The 22,933-nt window shown below is 31.1% G+C and carries 18 protein-coding genes; 15 read left to right on the top strand and 3 right to left on the bottom strand.

Features of this window, described 5'->3' with window-relative positions; genetic code table 11:
- Nucleotides 1-85 precede the first annotated feature (85 nt).
- Nucleotides 86-1,237 (bottom strand): SEC-C metal-binding domain-containing protein, encoded by a 1,152-nt coding sequence (locus tag ACI313_RS08925; protein WP_439755824.1) that lies wholly within the window; start codon nt 1,235-1,237, stop codon nt 86-88.
- Nucleotides 1,238-1,516: 279 nt separating this feature from the next.
- On the opposite strand from ACI313_RS08925, the gene ACI313_RS08920 reads away from it, so the two are divergent.
- From ACI313_RS08920 to ACI313_RS08900, 5 genes are all read left to right on the top strand, one after another.
- Nucleotides 1,517-1,690: a hypothetical protein gene (locus ACI313_RS08920; protein ID WP_439755823.1), complete on the top strand. Its 174-nt coding sequence runs from the start codon at nt 1,517-1,519 to the stop codon at nt 1,688-1,690.
- A gap of 402 nt (nt 1,691-2,092) precedes the next feature.
- Entirely contained in the window at nt 2,093-3,673 is a 1,581-nt protein-coding gene (locus ACI313_RS08915; protein WP_320608140.1) for a PTS transporter subunit EIIC, read from the top strand.
- 110 nt (nt 3,674-3,783) lie between these two features.
- Complete coding sequence (locus tag ACI313_RS08910; protein ID WP_439755822.1) at nt 3,784-5,052, top strand: M20 family metallo-hydrolase; 1,269 nt, start codon at nt 3,784-3,786, stop codon at nt 5,050-5,052.
- 3 nt (nt 5,053-5,055) lie between these two features.
- Nucleotides 5,056-6,429, top strand: coding sequence for a M24 family metallopeptidase (locus ACI313_RS08905; RefSeq protein WP_439755821.1), 1,374 nt, complete (start codon nt 5,056-5,058; stop codon nt 6,427-6,429).
- 22 nt (nt 6,430-6,451) lie between these two features.
- On the top strand, nt 6,452-7,225 hold the full coding sequence (locus ACI313_RS08900; protein ID WP_320608137.1) for a MurR/RpiR family transcriptional regulator: 774 nt from the start codon (nt 6,452-6,454) through the stop codon (nt 7,223-7,225).
- 42 nt (nt 7,226-7,267) lie between these two features.
- On the opposite strand, the gene ACI313_RS08895 is transcribed toward ACI313_RS08900, so the two are convergent.
- Together ACI313_RS08895 and ACI313_RS08890 are read right to left on the bottom strand one after the other, a co-directional pair.
- On the bottom strand, nt 7,268-7,558 hold the full coding sequence (locus ACI313_RS08895) for a hypothetical protein (RefSeq protein WP_320608136.1): 291 nt from the start codon (nt 7,556-7,558) through the stop codon (nt 7,268-7,270).
- An 18-nt stretch (nt 7,559-7,576) separates the two neighbouring features.
- A complete protein-coding gene (locus ACI313_RS08890) occupies nt 7,577-8,107 on the bottom strand; it encodes an IS110 family transposase (RefSeq protein WP_320608135.1) in 531 nt (176 codons plus the stop codon).
- A 236-nt stretch (nt 8,108-8,343) separates the two neighbouring features.
- On the opposite strand from ACI313_RS08890, the gene ACI313_RS08885 reads away from it, so the two are divergent.
- From ACI313_RS08885 to ACI313_RS08840, 10 genes are all read left to right on the top strand, one after another.
- Nucleotides 8,344-8,658 carry a nucleotide pyrophosphohydrolase gene (locus ACI313_RS08885; RefSeq protein WP_320608134.1) on the top strand — a complete coding sequence of 105 codons (315 nt, stop codon included), beginning with the start codon at nt 8,344-8,346 and terminating at the stop codon, nt 8,656-8,658.
- Nucleotides 8,655-10,508, top strand: coding sequence for a DUF2075 domain-containing protein (locus tag ACI313_RS08880; RefSeq protein WP_320608133.1), 1,854 nt, complete (start codon nt 8,655-8,657; stop codon nt 10,506-10,508). Before ACI313_RS08885 ends, ACI313_RS08880 begins: the two co-directional genes overlap by 4 nt.
- 132 nt (nt 10,509-10,640) lie before the next feature.
- On the top strand, nt 10,641-13,751 hold the full coding sequence (locus ACI313_RS08875) for an AAA domain-containing protein (RefSeq protein WP_439755820.1): 3,111 nt from the start codon (nt 10,641-10,643) through the stop codon (nt 13,749-13,751).
- 240 nt (nt 13,752-13,991) lie between these two features.
- Nucleotides 13,992-14,837 carry a BglG family transcription antiterminator LicT gene (licT, locus tag ACI313_RS08870; RefSeq protein ID WP_439755819.1) on the top strand — a complete coding sequence of 282 codons (846 nt, stop codon included), beginning with the start codon at nt 13,992-13,994 and terminating at the stop codon, nt 14,835-14,837.
- Between the two features lie 12 nt (nt 14,838-14,849).
- Nucleotides 14,850-16,790 carry a glucose PTS transporter subunit IIA gene (locus ACI313_RS08865; RefSeq protein ID WP_439755818.1) on the top strand — a complete coding sequence of 647 codons (1,941 nt, stop codon included), beginning with the start codon at nt 14,850-14,852 and terminating at the stop codon, nt 16,788-16,790.
- A gap of 1 nt (nt 16,791) precedes the next feature.
- A complete protein-coding gene (locus ACI313_RS08860; RefSeq protein ID WP_320608129.1) occupies nt 16,792-17,772 on the top strand; it encodes an ADP-ribosylglycohydrolase family protein in 981 nt (326 codons plus the stop codon).
- A gap of 143 nt (nt 17,773-17,915) precedes the next feature.
- Nucleotides 17,916-19,172: an AAA family ATPase gene (locus tag ACI313_RS08855; protein WP_320608128.1), complete on the top strand. Its 1,257-nt coding sequence runs from the start codon at nt 17,916-17,918 to the stop codon at nt 19,170-19,172.
- A 332-nt stretch (nt 19,173-19,504) separates the two neighbouring features.
- A complete protein-coding gene (locus ACI313_RS08850) occupies nt 19,505-19,822 on the top strand; it encodes a hypothetical protein (protein WP_320608127.1) in 318 nt (105 codons plus the stop codon).
- A gap of 2 nt (nt 19,823-19,824) precedes the next feature.
- A complete protein-coding gene (locus tag ACI313_RS08845) occupies nt 19,825-21,738 on the top strand; it encodes a hypothetical protein (RefSeq protein ID WP_439755817.1) in 1,914 nt (637 codons plus the stop codon).
- A gap of 971 nt (nt 21,739-22,709) precedes the next feature.
- The gene (locus ACI313_RS08840) at nt 22,710-22,889 is read left to right on the top strand and encodes a hypothetical protein (RefSeq protein WP_320607400.1); all 180 of its coding nucleotides are present in this window, start codon (nt 22,710-22,712) and stop codon (nt 22,887-22,889) included.
- Nucleotides 22,890-22,933: the final 44 nt, after the last annotated feature.

Raw genomic sequence — 22,933 nt, 5'->3', positions numbered from 1 at the left:
CAAAATATAACCCCTCGAATAAAATAAAACGAGGGGTTTGTCAACAAACTGAAAGGCACAGCAAGTACTGTGCCTTTAATGACATTTATGATTTATATTTCCCGCAACATTGATCATATGGCTTACCTGAACCACATGGACAAAGATCATCTTGATTAACTCTTCGATGAATGGTTTCTGGATGTTTATCAGGATTGCTTGAATATTTTCTCCCTGCTCGAATAACATTTGAATCAGATTGACTGCGCAGTTCCGTTGGTTTGTATCCACGATTATAGATGACACGGGTGTTGTTATAGGCTTGCATTACGTAATTAATGAAAATATCGGCTTGTTTTGTATCTTCTAGTTCTACGACATGTTCCGTCAGAAACGAAATAATTTCACCAAAAGAATAAGAATTATTGTTCATATCCCATATCGTTACACATAAACGCTGTGTCTCAAAATCATTCATGTCATATTCTTTGGCTAAGTAGTTTTTAAGACTACGATACTGAGGACTGTTGATTTCATATCCATAATTATCTAATTCATTGATTTCTTTAACAGAAGGAATATAAAATGGTTTCATTCCTTGTCCGTTAAGTGTTTGACTGACAATATTGAATTCAAATAATTCATAGGAAATAATTAATCCGATGTCAGAACATAAAGGATCGTTTTTGTCCCAATCACTGGCTCCTAGTTCATTAAATGTAAAGAAACCGCAACGGGCAATGTCAATAGGAATTTCATTAAAGACATGCATCATTTCAAATACATCTCCATCTATCATTTGTTTATAGAGCTTATGAAGGACTTCAACAGGAACGAGTCCATAGTATTTAATTGCGAATTGAATACAGTCCATTAGCCATCCTTTACGTTTTTGTTCGTATTTAAATTCATCGTCATAAACGGAATGAAATGTCTGTACAATTTCATCAAATACATAAAAATCATTGGTATAGTCATCTAAGCATCCCACTAATTGATCGGTTAAATGAGCAACGCTATTTGCCACACGAATGGAAGGAGAAATAGGTTGTTTCATGGCTTTTTGATAAATAGAAAGCTGATCTTTTGTAAGACAAGTAAGGCGAGTACGAACTGTTTTCTCATCATTTAGATAAGTAACGATATGATCGATTAATTCTGCTTTTTTACATTTTGAATAACCACTTAGTTCTAGTTTTCGATAGACATCGATTAATTCATCTTTTGTGAAAGTGTTTAAATACGTTCTTAGTTTCATAGAAGACCTCTTTTCCTTTTTATTATAATATGTTTTTTATGATAATTTAACTATAAATGAAATAGTTAAGTGTATAGAATAAATATTTAATATTATACATTTGATTTAAACTAAAACCGATACAATGTTTGAATTAGAAGTTCCTGAAGGAGTGGAATTTGGTTGTTTTAGCCAGTGATTTCTATCACCGTTATAAAGAAGATATTGCTTTGATGAATGCATTAAATATGGAATTAAACCATTGGTTACTTTATCACACTAGAATATTGGTTAACTTTTGTGGAAATCAATACCCTTGAATTTTGTGGTTGGATGGCTGCGAGTGTTCCTAGCCTGATCCACAAAAAAATTGTTAGTGCTAAAGTTGTGCAAGTTTTACATGAAACGGATTCAAATTATAAATTAAAAGAATATGAAAGAAAGGGAATTGAATTCAATTTAACAGAGAAATGAATAAACGCTATGGATTTGCGCATGAAGACTATCAAGATGATTGTTTTATATATTTTTTATGTAAAATTCAGATGTTTCATCAATTTTTGTGCTGATAACTGCAAAAACTTATCAAATTCACAAAGTTTCTGCAGTTAACTGCACAAACTTTAAAAAATAAAAAGTTTATGCACTTAAAAGCATAAACTATATATTATCGATAGATAAAGAATAACTGAAATTTGTTTCAATCCGTGAAACAAATTTATAGAGTTGTAACGGGCTATCAGAATGCCTGAGACATGTTACTTGTGAAAATGATTAGTGTTAGAATAAAGACACAAGTAGTACTACAACTTTACATTAAAACAAATTGATACTATGAGTCGACACATGGTGTTCATTTTGAGTTGGGAGGAACTTATGAAAGTCTTTATTCAAAAATTTGGTAAATCGATGATGGGTCCTTTATCTATTATCGTTGCCGCTGGTTTATTATTAGGGCTTGCTTCTACTCTTCAAAATCCAAATGTTCTTGGAAATGTATTGAAAGACGTTGCTTTTGTTGATGGATTTGTAAGTTTAGTAAATGCCTTAGCTGGTGGATTGTTTAGTTTATTGCCAGTATTATTCTGTATGTCTATTGCACAAGGTATGTCTAAAGAAGATAAAGAAGTTGCGACTTTTGCTTCTATTATTGGATTTATCTTGTTTCATGTTACGATTAGATTCTTCTTATCATTAAATGGAATCACAGCAGAAACAGTTTCAATTGATTATTTAATGAATAATGGAATGGATTTAATTGAAGCAACACAATACAATGCTGCATTTGACACTACAATGGGTATCTTCACTTATCGTATGAGTATTTTTGGTGGAATTATCGTTGGTTTATGGACAGCTATGATCCATAACAAATTCCATACAACTCAATTACCTGTAGCATTTAGTTTCTTTAGTGGAAAACGTTTTGTTCCTATTATGATGGTTGTAACAATTCCAGTTCTTGGAATTATCATGTATTTTGTATGGCCATTATTTAACGATATTATCAACGCATTTGGTTCGTTGTTACAAGCGGCTGGTGTATTTGGAACATTTATTTATGGTTTCTTAGAAAGATTATTGATCCCTACTGGATTACACCACATTTTAAATCAAATGATTCGTTTTACTCCAATTGGTGGAACAGCTATTGTTGATGGAGAAACAATTTCTGGTGCATTAAATATCTTTAATGCGACTTTGATGCAAGCAAGTCCAGACATGGATGTTATGCGAATGGCTACTCGTTTCTTAACACAAGGAACACATCCATTCATGGTATTTGGTTTACCTGCTGCATGCTTCGCAATGTATAAAACAGCTTTACCTGAAAACAAAAATAAAGTTAAAGGTATCTTATTAACTGCAGCATTAACAAGCTTCTTTACTGGTATTACAGAACCAATTGAATTCGCGTTTATCTTTATTTCACCATTGTTATGGGTATTCCACGCATTTATGGCTGGTACTTCATTCTTATTAAATGCTTTACTTGGTGTTTGTATCGGTAATGCCGGTGGTGGATTAGTTGACTTAATGTTATTTGGTGTACTTCGTGGAACACAAACAAAATGGATCCTTAACGTAGCTATTGGTATTGCGTATGCATTAATTTACTACTTTGTATTTAAATGGGCAATTACTAAGTTTAATATCAAAACACCTGGACGTGAAGATGAATCAGATATGGTATCTAATGTTGAAGAAATTACTGATTTAGGTATTGCGATTATGACAGCATTAGGTGGAAAAGAAAATATCGTTGAAATCGATAACTGTATTTCACGTTTAAGATTAGTGTTAAAAGATACAAAAAATATTGATGAAAATGCTCTAAAATCAACGGGATCCTTAGGAATTATAAAAATTAGTGATACACAGGTTCAAGTTGTGTATGGAGCTAAAGTTGAAAAGGCAGCAATTGAATTAAAGCGTGCTGTTAACTTAAATGCATGATGATTATTTAAACTAGATGTTGTCTAGATTGATTTTAAGAAAACAAAGTTATGATACGAATAATTTAAAAGAATAAGCTTTGTGCTTATTCTTTTTTTGAAGGAGAAACTATGGAAACGAAACTTAATCGAATTAAAGAAGATTTAGAAGAATTTATGAAATATACTTCTACACCTGGAAAAGGGATTACCAGATCTTCGTATTCCAAGGAAGATACCCTTGCGAAAAACTATTTAATCAATGAAATGAAAAAAATTGGTTTAACTGTATATGAAGATGGATTAGGGACACTTTTTGGACGAAAAGAAGGAACTTTGAAAGATGCTCCTGTTGTAATGTTTGGATCACATTATGATAGTGTTGTTAATGGAGGAGCTTTTGATGGACAGGCGGGAACTATTTCTGCTTTAGAGGTAATGCGAACTTTAGTTGAAAACAATTATCAAAATGATTATCCATTAGAATTAATATGTATGAATGCCGAAGAAGGAGCCACATTTGGTCCGAGTACAGGTGTATCGAATTCAAGAGCCATGGTAGGTACTTTGACATATGAGGAATTAAATACTGTTAAAAATCGTTTTGGTCAAACAAAATTAGAAGCTATGAAAGAATATGGATTAGTACCTGATTTAGAAAAGGCGAAAAGAGCTCCGGGTTCAATTAAAAATTTTGTGGAATTACATGTTGAACAAGGCCCTGTATTAGATAGAGAAAATATTGAAATTGGATTAATCTCATATCTAGCAGGAATTGGACGATATACTTTCCGTTTTCATGGATTAACAGCTGATTCGACTGCTCCAATGAGTTCTAGAAAAGATGCATTGGTTCCGGCAAGTGAATTTGTTGTTCGTTTTAATGAAGAAATCAATAAACTAGGTGATGAAGTAACGGGAATGGTTGGAAGATTAGATGTTACTCCAAACTCAAATCAATTTGTTCCTGAATTAGTCGAAGGAAAAATTGAAATTCGTACTTTTAGTCGTGAAATATGTGAAAAGATTAATTTCAAAGAATTAATTGTGAATTTATTAGAATCAATTTCCACAAAATATGATATGAAATATGAATTAGAAGAAATAAGAAGGGTAAATTATCCTAATCCAACACCACCAAGTATTATGTGTGCTAAAAATGTAAAGAAAATGGAATTAATTTGTGATGAATTAGGATATTCTCATGTCATTATTAATAATGGAACAGGACATGATTCAATGATTATGACGGATTTCTGTGATACCAATATGATTTATGTTCCAAGTCGAAACAATGGTGTATCGCATTGTCCTGAAGAATGGACTGATTTTGAAGATATTCATAAAGGAGCTAATGTTCTGTTACACTTAATAATGGATCTTTCAAAAAAAGGAGACTAATGAATGAGTCGAGTTGTTTATAAAGAAATTACACCTCCTATAAAAGATTGTTCAATGATACCTGTTTTATTGAATGATAAAACAATGGAGGAAAGATATGAAAAAGTATTAAAGCGAATGAAGGAAGAAAACTATGATTCTTTAGTGATTTATGGGGATTTAGAACATGGTTCAAACTTTGAATATTTGACTGGTTTTCTTCCTAGATTTGAAGAAGCTTTATTAATTCTTCATATAGATGGTTCTGTATATATGGCAATGGGAAATGAAAACTTAAATAAAGTGTCTAAATCACGTTTAAGTGCAGAAGCTGTACATGTACCTTACTTTTCTTTACCCAATCAACCTATGGAAACTAAAAAGTCATTTGTTGAATTATTAAAAGATGCCAAGATTCAAGAAAATACTAAAGTAGGTATTGTGGGATGGAAAAATTTCACGAGCTCTTTTGAAGATAATTCAAAATTATTTGATGTTCCTTATTATATTGTTCAAAGTATTGAAATGATTACTAAAAACATTGTAAATGCGACTTATATTTTTATAGGAAATAAAGGCGTTCGCTGTATAAATAATGTTAATGAAATTGAACATTATGAATTTGGAGCTGCCTTAGCAGGAGATAATATGCTTCGTGCGATGGATAAGTTAGATGTCGGTGTAAGTGAAATTGAAATTGCTAATGAATTAAACTATGGAGGACAAAGAAACAGCGTTGTAACTATTGCGGCCAGTGGACCTCGTTTCGTTAAAGCAAATATCTATCCAACGGATAAAAAAGTGCAACTAAATGACACAATATCACTAACAGTTGGATATAAAGGTGGATTATCTTCTCGTGGAGGATATGCCGTTCATAATGAAAAAGAATTAGATGAAAATCAAAGAGATTATGTAGATGTAGTTGTGAAACCATACTATGAGGCCTATGCTACTTGGTTGGAAAATATTCATTGTGGTATGAGTGGAAAAGAAATGTATGATCTAATTGAAACAATTCTTCCAAAAGAAAAATATCACTGGCATTTATGTCCAGGACATTTATGTGCAGATGAAGAATGGATGTCCAGTCCAATCTATGAAAACAGTGAAGAAATTTTAGAAAGTGGTATGCTTCTACAAATAGATATTATTCCATCTGTAAGTGGATATGGTGGAATAAGTGCAGAAAGTAGTGTTGTTTTAGCAGATGAAAAACTACGTCGTGAAATTGAAGCTCAATCACCGTTAATGTATGATAGAATTAAGAAAAGAAGAGAGTACATTATGAATGAATTAAATATTAAACTCCATGATGATGTACTACCTCTTACTTCAAGTGTTGGATATTTACGTCCTTATTTGTTAGAAAAAAATAAGGCGATGGCAATAAAATAATACATTGATGAGGAGTGGGAATATGGGTGTTAAATTCGATTGTTTAATTAATGATAGTTTTAAAAAATTGAATACAATTGATATGCACATTATTAAATACATACGAGAAAATCAAAAATCATGTAAAGAAATCAGTATACGTGAATTATCGAATCTATGTAATGTATCAAGTGCTACCATCCTTAGAACTGCTCAAAAATTAGGATTCAGTGGATTTAGTGAGTTGAAATATTTCTTGAAAAACGATTTAGAAAACTATAATTATGAACAATTAGATACTATATCGCTATTAAAACAAGACATAGAACAAACAATGAAAATGTTTGAGCATTTATCTAGTAATTATCTACAAGATATTTATGAGTTAATTAATAATGCCGATAATATCTATGCTTTTGGTACAGGTATGGGACAAAGAACAATGATTCAAGAATTTTCACGTTGTTTATTGAATGTAAATAAATACGTTGTTTCAATACCAGCAACAGGAGAATTGAAAATCATTTCTAATAACATTAAACAAAGTGATGTCATTATCATTGTTTCTTATTCTGGTAATATTGATAAATATAGGGATTCTTTGATGAATCTACAGGTTGCTAATGTACCCATTATATCAATCACGAATTTATCAAATAATGAATTATCTAGTTTAGCTCGTTATAATTTATATTTTCAAAATTCTTTTAAAGATATTCAATTCAATAACACACATTCTAGTTATTTAACTCTTCATTTAGTTTTGCATCTTCTATATGATGGATATGTGCATTATTTAAATAACAAAGACCATTGACAGGTTATACTGCAATGGTCTTTTCTTATGGAAAGTCATAAACTATTGTATTAATGTAATTGCATATACTTTATTTATTTGTATAGGATTTGTTTCTAAACAAGTTCCATCATAATACACTACAACTTCATCTCCAATATTAAAATGAGTCATACTATCTTTATTTTCCACGCTTAGTGAAACTAAATAAGTGGATTCATTTTGAATTAGAATAGAATCTTCATTTACTTCAGTAACAATTCCAGTTATATGTTCTTTATGAGAAATAATGTAGTCCATTGATTTGGAACATCCACATAATAACAATAAACAAAGTAATAATTTTTTAATCATCTTTAATTCTTCCTTTGATTAAATTATACAATTTTTGTATGAAATAATGCGATGGTTTATAATGATAATTAATAAGAGAGTTAATGATTTCAACGAATTGATATGGTAAAATTGAACCGGATATGGTTTATATTCGACCGAAGTCAAATACGATGAAATGACATTAGCGTCAATCTTGTCTGTTTTGGTTCTCCTGAGGGTGGAGCTGGCGGAGTACCTTTTTATTAAGACAGGGTTTATTTCCATAAAGGACAATTGATGTTCTTCAAGGAAAATTTTCAAATTCGTTCCGTAATGACCGGTAGCTTCTAAACCTATCCTTTTTTCATAGGCTGGGTCTAAAGAATTCAAAACGGAAAGAAATACATTAAAACCAGTTTTATCGTTAGAAAAAGTAAAAGAGTTTCGGATAACGACTCCATCTTGATCCATGATAAAACAATCGTGTTTATATTTGGCAATATCAATGCCAATATAATAAAGCATCATGATGACACCTCCTAAAAAAACATGTACTGCTTGGTAAGAATCCACAAACATTCTTTCCATGTAAACTCGTGATTCATAAAACATCAGGTGTTAATCAACTTATCAACATTTGAAAAGAACTGTGGTAGGAATCTCCTTTAAACAGTCAAAGCTGTACAAATATAGGGACAAATCCACAGTACAAAATAAGTGTATCAAATGGCCGTCTGATATACTTATTAATTTGACGGCCTAGAAAGAAAAATCAATATAGGACCTCCTATATTGATAATACGAGATATATTGGAGGGAATTTAATGGAAAAAGCTATTCAAGAGATAATTGAATTTAATAATGAAAGAGATTGGAATCAATTCCATACACCAGAAAATTTGGCTAAATCCATTGCTATTGAAGCAGGAGAACTTCTTGAGTGTTTTCAATGGAACAACGATTACGATAAAGAAGCAGTTTGTGAAGAGTTGGCAGATGTAGTTAATTATTGCATTGTGATGGCCAATAGTCTTGATGTTGATTTAGAAGAAATAGTTTTAAAGAAATTAGAAAAAAATCGTCAAAAATATCCAGTGGAAAAAGCGAAAGGAAATTCAAAGAAGTATAACGAATTATGATTGTATACCAAGAAGCAAAGAAACAATTTCTTCATGATGTGAGATTAGATTTAATTGAAGATAAGATCGAACAAAAAGTACAAGAAAAACTACATAAGAAAACAGCACATAATGAATTTTTATCATGGATGAATTCAATGCAGTACATGTATAAAGTTATGGAAGATAAAGATATTCCGGATGAAAGTATGATTGCCATTGAATATAGAATTCCTAATTCAAATAAACGAGTGGATTTTATTGTAAGCGGAGAAGATGATTTAGGAAGAGAAAGTGCTGTTGTGATTGAACTGAAACAATGGCAACAAATCGAAAAAGTAGAAACGAAAGAAGCTATTGTAAAAACACGTTTACAAGGAAGACTTGTGGAAACAACACATCCTTCTTACCAGGCATGGTCTTATGTAAGTATGATAGAAGATTATAATGCGGATGTTAGGAAGTATAACATTAATTTGCAGCCGTGTTCATATTTACATAATTATAGGCTTAGTGACAACGATGACTTAATTGATGATTGTTACAAATATTATATTGATAAAGCTCCAGTATTTACTCGTGGGGATACCGAAAAATTAGCGCGTTTTATATCAAAATATGTAAAAAAAGGAAATCCTAATGTTCTTTATCACATTGATTCGGGAAGAATAGTTCCAAGTAAATCGTTGCAAGATAATTTGTCATCGATGTTACGAGGAAACAAAGAATTTACACTTTTGGATGAGCAAAAAGTTATATTTGAAAGAGCCTTGGAGATCGTTCAAAATCAAGATAAAAAGAAAGTATATATAATTCATGGTGGACCAGGTACTGGGAAAACTGTTTTGGCAATTAATCTGTTAGTGGCTATTTTAAATATGAGTCAAAATGTAATGTATATCACAAAGAACTCTGCTCCTAGAGAAGTGTATCGTAAAAAGTTGACAGAAGGAAAATATAGAAAAGCATATATAGATAATTTATTTAAAGGGTCTGGTTCTTTTACAGAATCATTATCTGATGATTTTGATTGTTTGATTGTAGATGAAGCCCATCGATTAAATGAAAAATCAGGTATGTTTCAAAACCTAGGAGAAAATCAAGTTAAAGAAATTATCAATGCGGCTAAAACAAGTATATTTTTTGTTGATGATTTTCAAATGGTGACAATGAGAGATATTGGAAGTACAAATGAAATAAAAAAATGGTGTCGCTTTTTTGATGCTGAAGTCTATGAAGATGAACTTGTTTCACAATTTAGATGCAATGGGAGTGATTCGTACTTATCATGGATAGATAATGTTTTGGAAATTAATCCGGAAGCTAATGACGACTTTGATTATGACTATGATATTCGTATTTGTGATAATCCTGAAGAAGTAAGACAATTGATTATAGAAAAGAATAAATTGAATAATAAATCAAGAATGGTTGCAGGATATTGTTGGGATTGGATTAAAGAAGGAAAGAATAATAGTCAAATTCATGATATTCAAATAGGTGATTTTGGAATGTCTTGGAATTTAGGATCTTCTTCTACATGGGCAATTGATCCTGAATCAGTAAACGAAATAGGATGTATTCATACTTGTCAAGGATTAGAGTTTGACTATGTTGGAGTAATTATTGGCGAAGACATGAGATATGACAATGGCATTATCACGGACTTTACAAAAAGAGCTAAAACAGATCAGTCAATAAAAGGATTGAAGGGATTATATAAAAAAGATAAGGAAACAGCCTTAAAAACTGCAGATCGAATAATTAAAAACACATATAGAACTTTACTAACAAGAGGACAAAAAGGTTGTTATATTTATTGTGTTGATGAAAAGTTAAAAGAATATTTAAAAGGTAGATTAAATAAGTAATTTGATACGGAAATATGTGAATACTTCAATAAGAATGATTAAAATTTCTTTTGAAAAATATAGACTTTCAGAGAAAGGACAGATTTAGGTGTTCGATATGGACACCTTTTAAACAATACAGGGGATTTATTTATGAGTACAGTAAAGAAAGTAAACAAGAAAAATTTTAGTGGGATGCCCTTTAAAGTGTCACTTCCATTGATCCATAACGAGAAAGATTCGTTTCGAATAAATTTTAATTTGGTGAAGGCAACTGTAAATATTACTAATATAGTTCTTACTAAAATTGTTGTATCAAATATTACCAAAAGTAAAGAATATGAATTTGATTATTATATACCTTCTATAACAGAAGACTATCCGGTGGAATTAGTAGTGAATAAGGAAATTTTATTAAAGAATTGTTCTTTAAGTATTCACTTTCTTTCACAAGATAAAGCAGGATATACGATTGTCTATAATGTAGACCGAAATTTTAAATGTTTGTTGAATTCTACTAGAATTGAAACGCTAGATACCGATGACTTGATACATTTTCGAAATGTTAAAGAAAAAACATTGTCGAATAAAATATCTCATGCGAAGGGTTTAGGTAAGTATTCATTAGAAACTTATATTGATAATATTCGTAAGGAAACAAGCTTTTTAAAACATAATGGAGGACGAAAGTATCGAATAAATAATGGTGAATTTATTAGTCAAATAGACGGGGTTTATTCTTATAGTTTCGATTTAGAGTCAGAATTATTTATTTCTGAGGATTCTCCTGTTACTGTAAAATTATCTGATAGAGAAGTTACTGGAACAGCCTTGTTGTGTGAAGGGTTTCAAATTGTTTTACTGCTAGACGAAAATATAGGTGAAAAAGTTAGTAGCGCTTTTATTTCTGTAGCACCTTGGAAGTTATTAAGTGCTTTGACGAATAGGTTAGATAAATTGAATTCTTCTCATAAAATTGCTTTGCAACTGATAAAAAATGATGTAGATCAAAGTAATAAAAAAATAAGTGATATTCCAATGGGACAGGATAAAGCAATGTCAATGGCATTATCGAATCCAATTAGCATTATTTGGGGACCTCCAGGGACGGGCAAAACATATACTATGGCTCAGATTGCGATTGATTTCTTAAAAAAAGGAAAAACTGTTTTAATGGTTTCGCATAGTAATATATCTGTTGATGGAATGATTGAAGAAGTATATAAACAAATCGTTACTGATCATAAAGATTTGGAAACTTCATATGTAAAAAAAGGTCTAATACTACGATATGGATACGTGCGCAGTCGCAGTTTATCTAATAATAATTATGTAGTTTCTTATAATGTCGCACTTGATAAAGATACTCGTTTAAAAGAACGAAGAAATAATTTGGTGGCGGAAAAAGAAAAATATAGTCGAAATTCTCCTGATAGAGTAAAAATCGAAAAAGAATTAAAAGAAATTAATTCAAAAGTAAAGTTATTAGAAACATCATTGGCATCTGATGCTAAATTGTTGGCTACTACTATTTCAAGAGTGTCGGTAAATTCAATTTTTGATGATAAAAAATATGATGTCGTTATGTTTGATGAAGTTAGTATGGCTTATGTACCACAAGTCATTGAAGCTGCTATGTTTGCTAAAGAACACTTTGTATGTGTAGGAGATTTTAGACAATTATCGCCTATTGCTCAATCTCCAGATTCTTCACATGTTCTTCAAAAAGATATATTTACGCAATTAGGGATTGTCGATGAAAAAGGTAATCTTTATTATCATCCCTGGATGGTAATGCTTAATGAACAAAGACGAATGCATAAAGATATCTCTAAATTTTCTAGTGAGTATTTTTATAATAATTTATTGAAAAATCACTCAAGTGTTGCCACAAGTCGAAATGAAATAGTTCAAAAGAAACCGTTTCCCAATGAAGCAATAACATTTGTTGATTTGACAGGTACGTTTTGTATCTGCGATAAAAACAGCGATCATTCTAGGTTTAATTTATTGAGTGCCTTTATTTCAATGCAAATAGCTTTAGAGGCTGTACAATCTGGACAAGAGAGCATTGGAATCATTACTCCATATCAGGCACAAAGTCGTTTGATTCAAGCAATGATTAGTGATTTAGGATCAAATATTAAGGGAAAAATTGCATGTTCCACCGTTCACCAATTTCAAGGATCAGAACGGGATGTAATAATTTTTGATGCAGTAGAAAGTCATCCTTTTAATACTCCTGGAGTATTAATGAATAAAAATGATAACGACACTTTGAACCGTCTAATAAATGTGGCTCTTACAAGAGCAAAAGGAAAATTTATTACGGTGGCAAATGGACGGTATTGGGAAAATAGATTTAAAGGTCTAAAACATGCGTATTATTTACTGATAAACTATATTGAAAAACATGGTAATTTTGTTTCAACAAAGAATCAAAGTTTATCAAACTATGTAAAGAATGAAGCGTGTGATAATAAATTAATCCAAAGCTATATTAATGGAGAGTATATAGAACAATTTTTAAAAGACATAAAAAAAGCAAGGGAAAGAATCATTATTTGTTTACCAGAAGGTGATTTGGATGAAGATTTACAGAAACAAATGATGTATGAATTTGATCAACTTAAAAAAAGAAACGTGGAAATTTTAGTTAAAACAAACGATTATAAAAATTTACCAAAAGAATGGAAATCTATTACATGGACAACTGAAAATTTCTTATTTCCAATTGTTTTGATTGATGATAAAAAATTGTGGTATGGACCTCCTGTGATTAAAGGAAAAATGATTGATAAAGAACGGAAATATTTAGTTACAACTAATGTTTTTTACAGGATAAAAGGAAAGAAAACCATTGAAATCATTAAATCGTTAACAGATATTGAATACCGGATATCCGATGGAGAAAAGAAATTATTAACGCATCATGAAAATGATTCTAAACAAGTAGTAGTCACTACAAAAAATAATAAGAAGAAAGTATTAGATGGTTTGGGCCTATATGTTCATGAAAATGTTATATGTAAAAAATGCGGAGAACCAATGAAGCTATTATTTAGTGCAAGAAATAAACCTTATATAAAATGTAATTGCTGTGGCAATACCGATTTTCTAGATGTTGATGTTGTAAATCAATATATAAAAGAAAATCATATTACTTGTCCATTAGATGGTCGTGAAATAGTTGCAAAAGTAAGTAAAAACGGATTATATATTCGATGTGAATTTGATCACTTTGTGAATATTAAAGATATTTAATGTTAGTAAAGTGGTTTTCAAGTAATTTATATTCTTAAATGGACCTCGACATTTATAGTTTTAACTGTTATAATCAAGATACATTGACGAGGAAGTTACTCTCATTTAATATGACAGGCTTAAGCTCGTTTGCATTTTTAGTAAGTATATCTGTATTTACTTTTTGCAAGCGGGCTTTTTTTAGTTGTTTGTTTAAAGGTTGTATAGATATGTCATTTAGTAGAGAGGAGGATATTTTATATGAGGATAAGTAAAATTCTAAACAATAATAGTGTTGTGGCATTGGATGATAATCATCAGGAAACGGTATTAATTGGTAAGGGTTTAGCTTTTAATAAAAAGGTTGGAGATCCGGTAAATGTAGCTGCTATTCAGAAAAAGTTTTGCTTATCGTCTCAAACTTTAAACACCAAATTTCAAGAAATATTGGTGAGTTTACCTTTAGAAGAAGTATCGGTTGTTTCAAAAATTGTGAATTACATGAAAATGAATATCAGCAAGAAAATAAGTGATGTGATTTATGTTTCTTTAAGTGATCATATTCATTATGCATTAAGAAACCATGCCAAGGGTATTGTCGTTAAAAATGGTTTAATGTTTGATATTATGCGTTTTTATCCTGATGAATATCAAATCGGATTAAAAGGTTTAGAAATTATTAAAGAAGAAACAGGTGTACAGTTATCGGTTGATGAAGCTGGTTTTATTGCGTTACATATTGTGAATGCCGAAACAGAACATGGCATTGGAACAGGTAAAGTAGAAAAATCAACGAAGATTATTAAAGAGGTATTGGATATTGTAACGAATTTCTTTGATACGGAAATCAATGAAGAATCCCTAACGTATTTCCGTTTTATTAATCACTTAAAGTATTTTTCACAGCGAATTGTTAGTAATGCGATTTTTGAAGACGATGAAAAGGATGAAGAATTATTGGATATGATGAAGATTACCTATGCACAGTCTTATATGTGTGCAACGAATATTCAAGAATTCATTCGTGCTAAATATAATGTTTCGATTGGTAAACAAGAATTACTTTATTTAGTTATTCATATACAAAGAGCAATTTTTCAAAAATAAGAGGAGAACTATATGGCAAAGTATGAACAATTATCAAACTTTATCATTTCTAATGTAGGTGGTAAAGAAAACATTGTGAGTATTACTCACTGTATGACGCGTTTAAGAATTAAATTAAATGATAAATCAAAGGCAAATATTAATGAATTAGAAAATAATAAAGAAATTATTTCTTGTCAAGAAGCTGAAGGAAAGCTTCAAGTTATCATTGGTACCCATGTTGGAGATGTATACGAAGATATTATTCGTATCATTGGTGACAATCAACAAAAAGATGATGAACCACAAGAAAAAGGATCATTCATTAATGTATTTGCCGCAACTATTACTAAAATCGTAGTACCTGCTTTAGGAGTATTATTAGCTTGTGGTATTATTTCTGGTTTGAACTCTGTATTAATGGCCACAGGAGTTATTACAGCAGATTCAGGAACATATATTTTATTAAATGCCATGGGAAATGCTTGTTTAACATTCTTCCCAGTTATTTTAGGATATACTTCTGCAGTGGCATTTGGTATGGATCCATTTGTGGGAATGATTTTAGGAGCTATTTTGATTTTCCCAAACATTGCTGTAGACATGAACGCAGGAGAAGCTTTATTTACTGTATTTGAAGGTACACCATTTGCGATGCCTGTATTTAAAACATTCTTTGGGTTACCAATTATTTTCCCGGCTAATGGATACACATCTACTTTAATTCCAATTATGTTGATTAACTTATTTGCGTCTAAAGTAGAAAAAGTATTAAAGAAGCATTTACCAGCTGTAACACAACAATTCATGACCCCATTTATTACAATTTTATTTGCTGGAGCAATTGGTGTGTTGGTCATTGGTCCTATTTCAATGATTCTACAAAACGGTTTACAAGCTGCTTTAACTTGGTTAATTGGAACTTCTAAGATTTTGGCATTTGCGGTGATTACTTTAATTTATCAACCATTAGTTATTTTTGGATTACATTGGCCATTAATCACATTAGGAATTATGGAATTCGCAACAGGTGGATGTTCATTAATCGTTGCTTCTATTTTTCCAGCTAGTTTTACACACATGGCAGCCTGTTTAGCAGTATTACTAAGAACAAAGAGTCCAAAGATGAAAAGCATTTCATTACCTGCTTTCCTTTCTGCTTGTTTTTGTATTATTGAACCATCTATTTATGGTGTTACACTACCAGTTAAGAAACGATTCGCTTACTGTATGGCAGGAGGATTAGTCGGAGGATTAATCTTAGTCTTAACAAATTCACCTATGTATGCGGTAAGTATGGGTGTTACAGGATTCATGGCGTTTGTGAATCCGGCTGTTGGAAACTTTACAGGTTTAATTTGGTGTCTAGTTGCTTGTTTGGCAGCCATGGCCGTTACTTTCACTTTAACTTGGGTAACATATAAACCAGGAGAAGACGGAAAAAACGAAGACGATGTAGTATATGAATCTACTAAAAATATCACTCACAAAAAAGAAGTTATTGCTTCACCGGTTTCTGGAGAAGTAAAAGCTTTATTCACAATGAAAGATGAAGCTTTCGCAAAAGGTTCATTAGGAAAAGGAGTATGCATTGTACCAGATGAAGGAAAAATTGTAGCGCCTTTTGATGGAACAATTGGAGCTTTATATCCTACTGGACATGCACTTTGTATTGAAAGTGAAAATGGAGCACAAGTATTGATTCACGTAGGAACCGATACATTTGATGTAAAAGAAAACATCTTTACGACTTTAAAGAAACAAGGAGATAAAGTAAAAAAAGGTGAAACATTAATCAAAGTTGATCTAAAGAAAATGAAAGAAATAGGATTGAATACTGAAACAGCGGTTGTTGTTACGAATTCGAATGATTATTTAGACGTAATCAATACCAATAAAAATCGCATTTCATGTAATGAACCATTGATGACAACTGTTATTTCTGATGTCTCCCTAGAAATGGCAAAGGCATAACATGAAAAAAAGAATTAAAGGATTGTTAATTGGATGTGCATATGGAGATGCGCTTGGAATGCCATCAGAAATGATGTCAAGAGAGACTCTAAACAAAGCCTTTCCTGATGGAGTTCATGATTTTTTAGAATCAACTCCTTATGATTTTATTGGAAGATCCTTTCAAAGAGGCGAAGTAACCGACGATACCATTAATACTTTATTAGTATGTGATTGTATTATTGAAAACAATGGACAATTTTGTACGAATCGATACATTGAATTGCTTCAAAACTGGGTAAAAGAAAACGGTGATAAAAATCCATATATTATGGGACCAAGTACAACTAAAGCTTTAAATGCGATAGCTAACGGTGCACCCATAGGAGAATCTGGTAAGTTTGGAACAACAAATGGATCAGCAATGAAAGTATCTCCATTGGGAATAATAACAGATTATCATAACTTAGATGAATTAGTAAAAACGGTAGAAAAACTATGTTTACCAACACATAACACTAACATAGCCATTACTGGAGCAAGTATTATCGCAGCTATATCGAGTTATGTTCTTCGTGGTGGAAAAGATATTGAAGAACTATGGAACATTAGCTATCAAACAATTGAAGCAGCTAAAGGATATGGAAACGATTTACCAGGTGCTTCTATGAAACGAAGATTAGAAATTCTTCAAAACTTAATTAAAACCAAAACACAAGAAGTGGTATTAGACGAAATCGAAAACGTATATGGAGCTAGTATGGAAACTATTGAAACAGTGCCAACTGTTTTAGCTCTAATCACATTAAGTCAATTCGATCCTATTAAATGTGCTAGGTTATCTGCTAATTTAAGTGGAGACACGGATACTATTGGAGCAATTGCCACTGCTATTTGTGGAGCTGTAAATTTCAACTTTACACAAGAAGATATTACTTTACTAGAACAAGTAAACAACGTTGACTTTGAAAGCTATGCCGATAAGTTGGTTAAGTTTATGTAGACATTAAGCGAGTCAGAAGGCTCGCTTTTTGAGTACATTTTTTAAAATATTATAAAAATATGACATTAAATGAGAAAAAATCTCATTTAGAGGTTGAAATGTTGATTTAGTTGTATTAAATTGAAGTAAAGAGGAAATAAAATATGTTGATTCAATTTAATTTTAAGAACTATAAATCATTTAAAGAAGAAGTAACACTGGATTTATCAGCTACTAAGATAACAGAATTTTCTGATCGAGTAGTTTCTATTGGAAATGAAAAAATATTACCGGTATCAGCTATATATGGAGCTAATGCCAGTGGTAAATCAAATGTATATAGTGCTTTTGAATATATGACGAATTATGTAGTTGATTCTTTTAAGTATGGAGACGAAGAAGAACACTTTGATCAATTTAAGCCTACTCCTTTTTTATTTGATACAACTTCTCCCAAAGAAAGTTCTAGTTTTGAAGTGTATTTCACAATTCCTAATGATAAAAGTGAAAAAACATATAACTATGGTTTTTGTGTGGATGCTCAAGGTGTTACAGAAGAATGGTTAAACAGTAAAGCCAAAACTTCTAAGAAATATAAAACGATTTTCTATCGTGGAGAAGATGAACTGGATTTATCTGGTTTTCCTAAAAGTAGTCAAGGTAATATCCAGGTTGCTTTAGAAAAACAAGTTCTTATTGTTTCTTTAGGAGCTAAGTTAAAAATAGGTAAATGTAAAGTTATTCGAGATTGGTTTATTGATAATAGATTTGCAGACTTTGGAAATCCATTTACTAACTATTGGATGTCTCGTCGTTTACCAAAAGGATTTGTGACAGATAAACAAGTACAACAAAAAGTAATTGATTATTTTGCTTCGTTTGATGAACATATTCAAGATTTTAAAATTGAACAAGTTCCTCAAGAAAATGATTCCAAACAAAATCAATATAAAATTAGTGCCCTTCACAAAGTAATTGACTCTGATTCTTATGCCGAGATTCCACTTGAATCAGAATCAGGAGGAACACTAAAAATGTTTGCCTTATATCCAGGACTACAAGAAGTACTTGAAAAAGGAAGTGTGTTTATAATCGATGAATTAAATGCACGTTTACATCCATTACTAGTACGCAATTTCTTGCTTACGTTCTTAAACCCGGAAATGAACAAAAACCATGCTCAACTTATTTTCACTACCCATGATACATGGCAATTATCAAATCAGTTATTACGGCGTGATGAAATCTGGTTTGTGAAAAAAGATGAAAGTGGTATATCTACTCTTTATTCATTAGCCGATTTTGTAGATGAAGATGGGGACCGTATTCGTAAAGATGAAAGTTATGAAAAGAATTATTTATTAGGAAAATACGGAGCTATTCCAAGTCTGAAGAGTATAAGTGTACTTGATGAAAAATAAATAAAATATAACCCAAGGGTAAGATGTTTTTATATCTTTTCCTTGGGTTTTATTGTTTTTTAATTCTTTCATTGATTTAGATATAGAAGAATATTTTAGTGCAGAATGATCATGAGCTAATTTCTTGTCTATAATAAAAAGTCCCACCGGGTTGCGCATTCTTACAAGTAAGACTAAGCGTGGTGAGTTCTGTCATTTGTAGTTTACTAATATAAATTAGAAATGTCAAAGGAGTTCTTTTAATTGTAATTATTACATGTATTAATGTAACTATATGCCTATTGTGTTTGTAAATAATACGATAAAATGGAGTTAAGTAGGGTGTGGATAATATGAAGAAAGAAGTAGAACAATTATTAGAAGAAACGACAAAATTAGATTTTCCGTTTCTTTCAAAAAAAGAAACAAAAGAACAAATAATTAGAGATAATAAACGGTATTTTGAAGATAAGTTAAAATCTATTTTCAAAACTAAATATATAAATAGTGAGCTTATTGAAGAGGTATGGAAGCAATCGGTTGATTATGCTCAAAAACAATTTAAATCATTGCCTGAAAAACAAAGAATTAATGGATTTTATTTGCAGGAACTTATGCATTACTATGTTGAGCAGTTAAGTGCTATTTTAGAAGCAAGTTTGGAGGATTAATAATGGATAATATTCATGAAGAAAAAATAGAATTAATGCGCAAATACTTAGGAAGAATTGCGAATGGTTTTGACTATCACATCAAAGGAGAGATTCCTAGTAAGAAAATTGATAATGCATTAAAGAAATTTGCTTATGGTATGGATAGAAAGACAATAATTGGTTTCTATGATACGACTGTTATAGGTAGTGGTAAAAATGGATATATTTTTACTGATGATAAAATGTATTATGTTGATACATTGGAAAAGCCAAAAAAGTTATGGTATGACGATATTAAATCAATGAGAATAACTGATATGGATAAAGAAGATAAGGAGCGAACTTTAGAAATAATTCAGTTTGATGGAACTGAAACAATAATTAAAAGTTCTTTTGTTAATAAGACACCATTGATGGAGTTCTTAGAAGAAATTAAAAATTATGATGCATCATTAAAACAATCAAAAATGACCATAAAACAAGAAAAAACAAATAATCAATTTGCTGAGTCAGGTGGATTAGGAGTTGGGGCGTATCGAACAGTAAATAATCAATACGATGAAGAAAAATTCCATGCTAGACAAGGCCATGGTTTTGCGGCAGAAAGAGCAAACACTCTTTATGATAAGTTAAAAGGACATGATGCAAAAATTGTTGGAGATGATAATGCTAAAAATGGTGCGGATAGGATTGTAGATGGAGTATATATTCAATCTAAATATTGTGCAACTGGATCTAGATGTATCAATGAATGTTTTGAAGAAGGCGGAAAAGGTTCATTTAGGTATATGATGGATGGAAAACCAATGCAAATTGAGGTTCCTTCAGATAAATATGCTGATGCAATACAAGCAATGGAAGAAAAAATACGAAATGGACAAGTAAAAGGAGTTACAGATCCAAATGAAGCCAAAAACATTGTTAGAAAAGGAAATTTCACATATGCTCAAGCTAGAAATATTGCTAAAGCGGGAACAATTGAATCTTTAACATATGATTCAGTAAACGGAATAATCACGGCATCATCAGCTTTTGGAGTAACAGCCATTATCTCTTTTGCTACTTCAGTTTGGAACGGTGAAGACTTTGACAATGCCTTGAAAATAGCTACATATTCGGGATTAAAAGTAGGCGGAACTGCATTTATTACATCTGTTTTAGCTGCACAATTATCGAAAGCTGGATTAAATAGCGCTTTAGTAGGAAGTTCCGAAGCCTTAGTTGCGATGATGGGACCTAAAGCATCAGCAGTAATCATAAATGCATTTAGAAGTGGTTCAAAAATTTATGGTGCAGCTGCGATGAAAAGTGCAGCTAAACTATTTAGAGGAAATGCGATAACAGCAGGAATTACGTTTATGGTTCTTTCCTCATTAGATGTAGCTGATATATTCAGAGGACGAATTTCAGGGAAACAATTGTTTAAAAATATGGCTGGAACAGCAGCAACAGTTGGTGGCGGAACTGGTGGTTGGATTGCAGGAGCAGCGGCAGGTTCTGCAATTCTACCTGGTGTAGGAACTGTCATTGGTGGTTTAGTAGGTACTATGGCAGGTGGATCATTAGCAGGAAAAGCAACGAATGATGTTATTGGAAAATTTGTTGAAGATGATGCTGATGAAATGGTTGAAATAATTGAATCTGTATTCACTGATATGGCATCGGAATATTTACTTAACAATAAAGAAGCGGAAAAAGCAGTAGACAAATTAAGAGATAAACTTACTGGTAAAGTATTAAAAGAAATGTATGCAAGCGACAATAGAAAGAAATTTGCTAGAAAATTATTAACACCAATAATTGAAAATGAAACAGCAAAGAGAGAAGTTATTCATGATCCTTCTGAAGAACAAATGCTTGTTAGTATACAATCAGTATTAGAAGAAATAAGCGATACATTGATAGAAGAAGGATATGAAGTTGCACTAGCATAAATAAATATCTAAATATTAAAGAGGTACTTTAAAATTGGATGAGGTCGACTGAAATCTGGTTTTAAAATTCATGAGGTCATGAAACCTCACAACCGTTTATAAGTGAATCAAAGGTCTGTTTAAGACAGGCCTTTTTTTTCGTGCCTTTATGGGGCTTTGCCCCGAGCCATTTCATGGCTCTCCCCAGGATTTTCTTGCGGTAGCCGCTACCAAAAAGGGAAAAGGACCACCGTTATGAAGTGAATCCTTTCCTTTTTGTGTAGCGACTTCTGTTTTGCGAGTATCTATATTTATAAAAAATGTATAAAATTTTGGTTAAAAAAAATTAAAAAAAATGAGTATAAGAAAATGTATTTGAAGTCACATAAACTTCAATAAAAAGAAAAGATCCAATAGATGAAATGAGCAAGTATACTGGTTACCTTGCTTCTATGGACTGCCACAATATCGTCGCCCATTTGTAATAATATAATTTAAAATAAAAATTGATTAACTTCATTGTTGGATTGCAGATTGTTATTGGGACAACATATCTCATCTATGGAGCTGCAACATCACAAAACAGAAGTTATTTACAAATGTGTTGTATATAGATATAAAATCATAGTTTTTTGAAAAAATAAATATAAAATTTAATATAAAGTTTTATAGAATATAATAAAAATGATTCAAAATGCATCAGTAATAGTCAAAAAAAGACCTCATCAAAATTTAAAGGATGGAATGTTCCTTGGCAAAAAAACATCATGGATTTTAAAGGCTCATACCATCCTCATCCAATTTTAAATATTCATTAAAGAAAGCAAACTTTGAAATAGAGGTTTGTTTTTTTTGAACTGAAAAATTTATATTGAATAAACATACGGGGGGGGGAAAATGATTTTGCAGATAAAAAAATTAGATAATTTAATACTGAAGCATAATATGGGATTTCTTTTACTGAAATCTTAGTATGAAATGGAGAAATAAGTATGGGAAATAGTAGAGATGATAGCAGTTGGGATTGGTCAAAAGAGCCTGAGAATTATGAAGAATGGTTATTAGCTTCTAATTGTGAGGATAATCCAACTAATAAAGAATGGTATGAATGCGAGATTGAAAAAAGAGCTGAATTTATAGATAAGCATAAAGATTGGTGGAAAAAATTCTAATGTATCGAAGCAATGACAATTGTTGTCATGGCATATAAATTTTT

This window comes from Floccifex sp., from assembly GCF_051873495.1.
Taxonomy (GTDB): domain Bacteria; phylum Bacillota_I; class Bacilli_A; order Erysipelotrichales; family Erysipelotrichaceae; genus Floccifex.
The sequence above is the reverse complement of the archived record's forward strand: the minus strand, read 5'-3'. Positions and strand labels throughout refer to the sequence as shown.

What these genes read in the sequence shown, in the direction of transcription:
- ACI313_RS08865 (WP_439755818.1), top strand. Translation starts at nt 14,850, where the DNA reads ATGGCAAAGTATGAACAATTATCAAACTTTATCATTTCTAATGTAGGT.
- ACI313_RS08925 (WP_439755824.1), bottom strand. Translation starts at nt 1,237, where the DNA reads ATGAAACTAAGAACGTATTTAAACACTTTCACAAAAGATGAATTAATC.
- ACI313_RS08890 (WP_320608135.1), bottom strand. Translation starts at nt 8,107, where the DNA reads ATGGAAAGAATGTTTGTGGATTCTTACCAAGCAGTACATGTTTTTTTA.
- ACI313_RS08880 (WP_320608133.1), top strand. Translation starts at nt 8,655, where the DNA reads ATGATTGTATACCAAGAAGCAAAGAAACAATTTCTTCATGATGTGAGA.
- ACI313_RS08840 (WP_320607400.1), top strand. Translation starts at nt 22,710, where the DNA reads ATGGGAAATAGTAGAGATGATAGCAGTTGGGATTGGTCAAAAGAGCCT.
- ACI313_RS08915 (WP_320608140.1), top strand. Translation starts at nt 2,093, where the DNA reads ATGAAAGTCTTTATTCAAAAATTTGGTAAATCGATGATGGGTCCTTTA.
- ACI313_RS08875 (WP_439755820.1), top strand. Translation starts at nt 10,641, where the DNA reads ATGAGTACAGTAAAGAAAGTAAACAAGAAAAATTTTAGTGGGATGCCC.
- ACI313_RS08855 (WP_320608128.1), top strand. Translation starts at nt 17,916, where the DNA reads ATGTTGATTCAATTTAATTTTAAGAACTATAAATCATTTAAAGAAGAA.
- ACI313_RS08910 (WP_439755822.1), top strand. Translation starts at nt 3,784, where the DNA reads ATGGAAACGAAACTTAATCGAATTAAAGAAGATTTAGAAGAATTTATG.
- ACI313_RS08895 (WP_320608136.1), bottom strand. Translation starts at nt 7,558, where the DNA reads ATGATTAAAAAATTATTACTTTGTTTATTGTTATTATGTGGATGTTCC.
- ACI313_RS08905 (WP_439755821.1), top strand. Translation starts at nt 5,056, where the DNA reads ATGAGTCGAGTTGTTTATAAAGAAATTACACCTCCTATAAAAGATTGT.
- ACI313_RS08860 (WP_320608129.1), top strand. Translation starts at nt 16,792, where the DNA reads ATGAAAAAAAGAATTAAAGGATTGTTAATTGGATGTGCATATGGAGAT.
- ACI313_RS08850 (WP_320608127.1), top strand. Translation starts at nt 19,505, where the DNA reads ATGAAGAAAGAAGTAGAACAATTATTAGAAGAAACGACAAAATTAGAT.
- ACI313_RS08900 (WP_320608137.1), top strand. Translation starts at nt 6,452, where the DNA reads ATGGGTGTTAAATTCGATTGTTTAATTAATGATAGTTTTAAAAAATTG.
- ACI313_RS08845 (WP_439755817.1), top strand. Translation starts at nt 19,825, where the DNA reads ATGGATAATATTCATGAAGAAAAAATAGAATTAATGCGCAAATACTTA.
- licT (WP_439755819.1), top strand. Translation starts at nt 13,992, where the DNA reads ATGAGGATAAGTAAAATTCTAAACAATAATAGTGTTGTGGCATTGGAT.
- ACI313_RS08885 (WP_320608134.1), top strand. Translation starts at nt 8,344, where the DNA reads ATGGAAAAAGCTATTCAAGAGATAATTGAATTTAATAATGAAAGAGAT.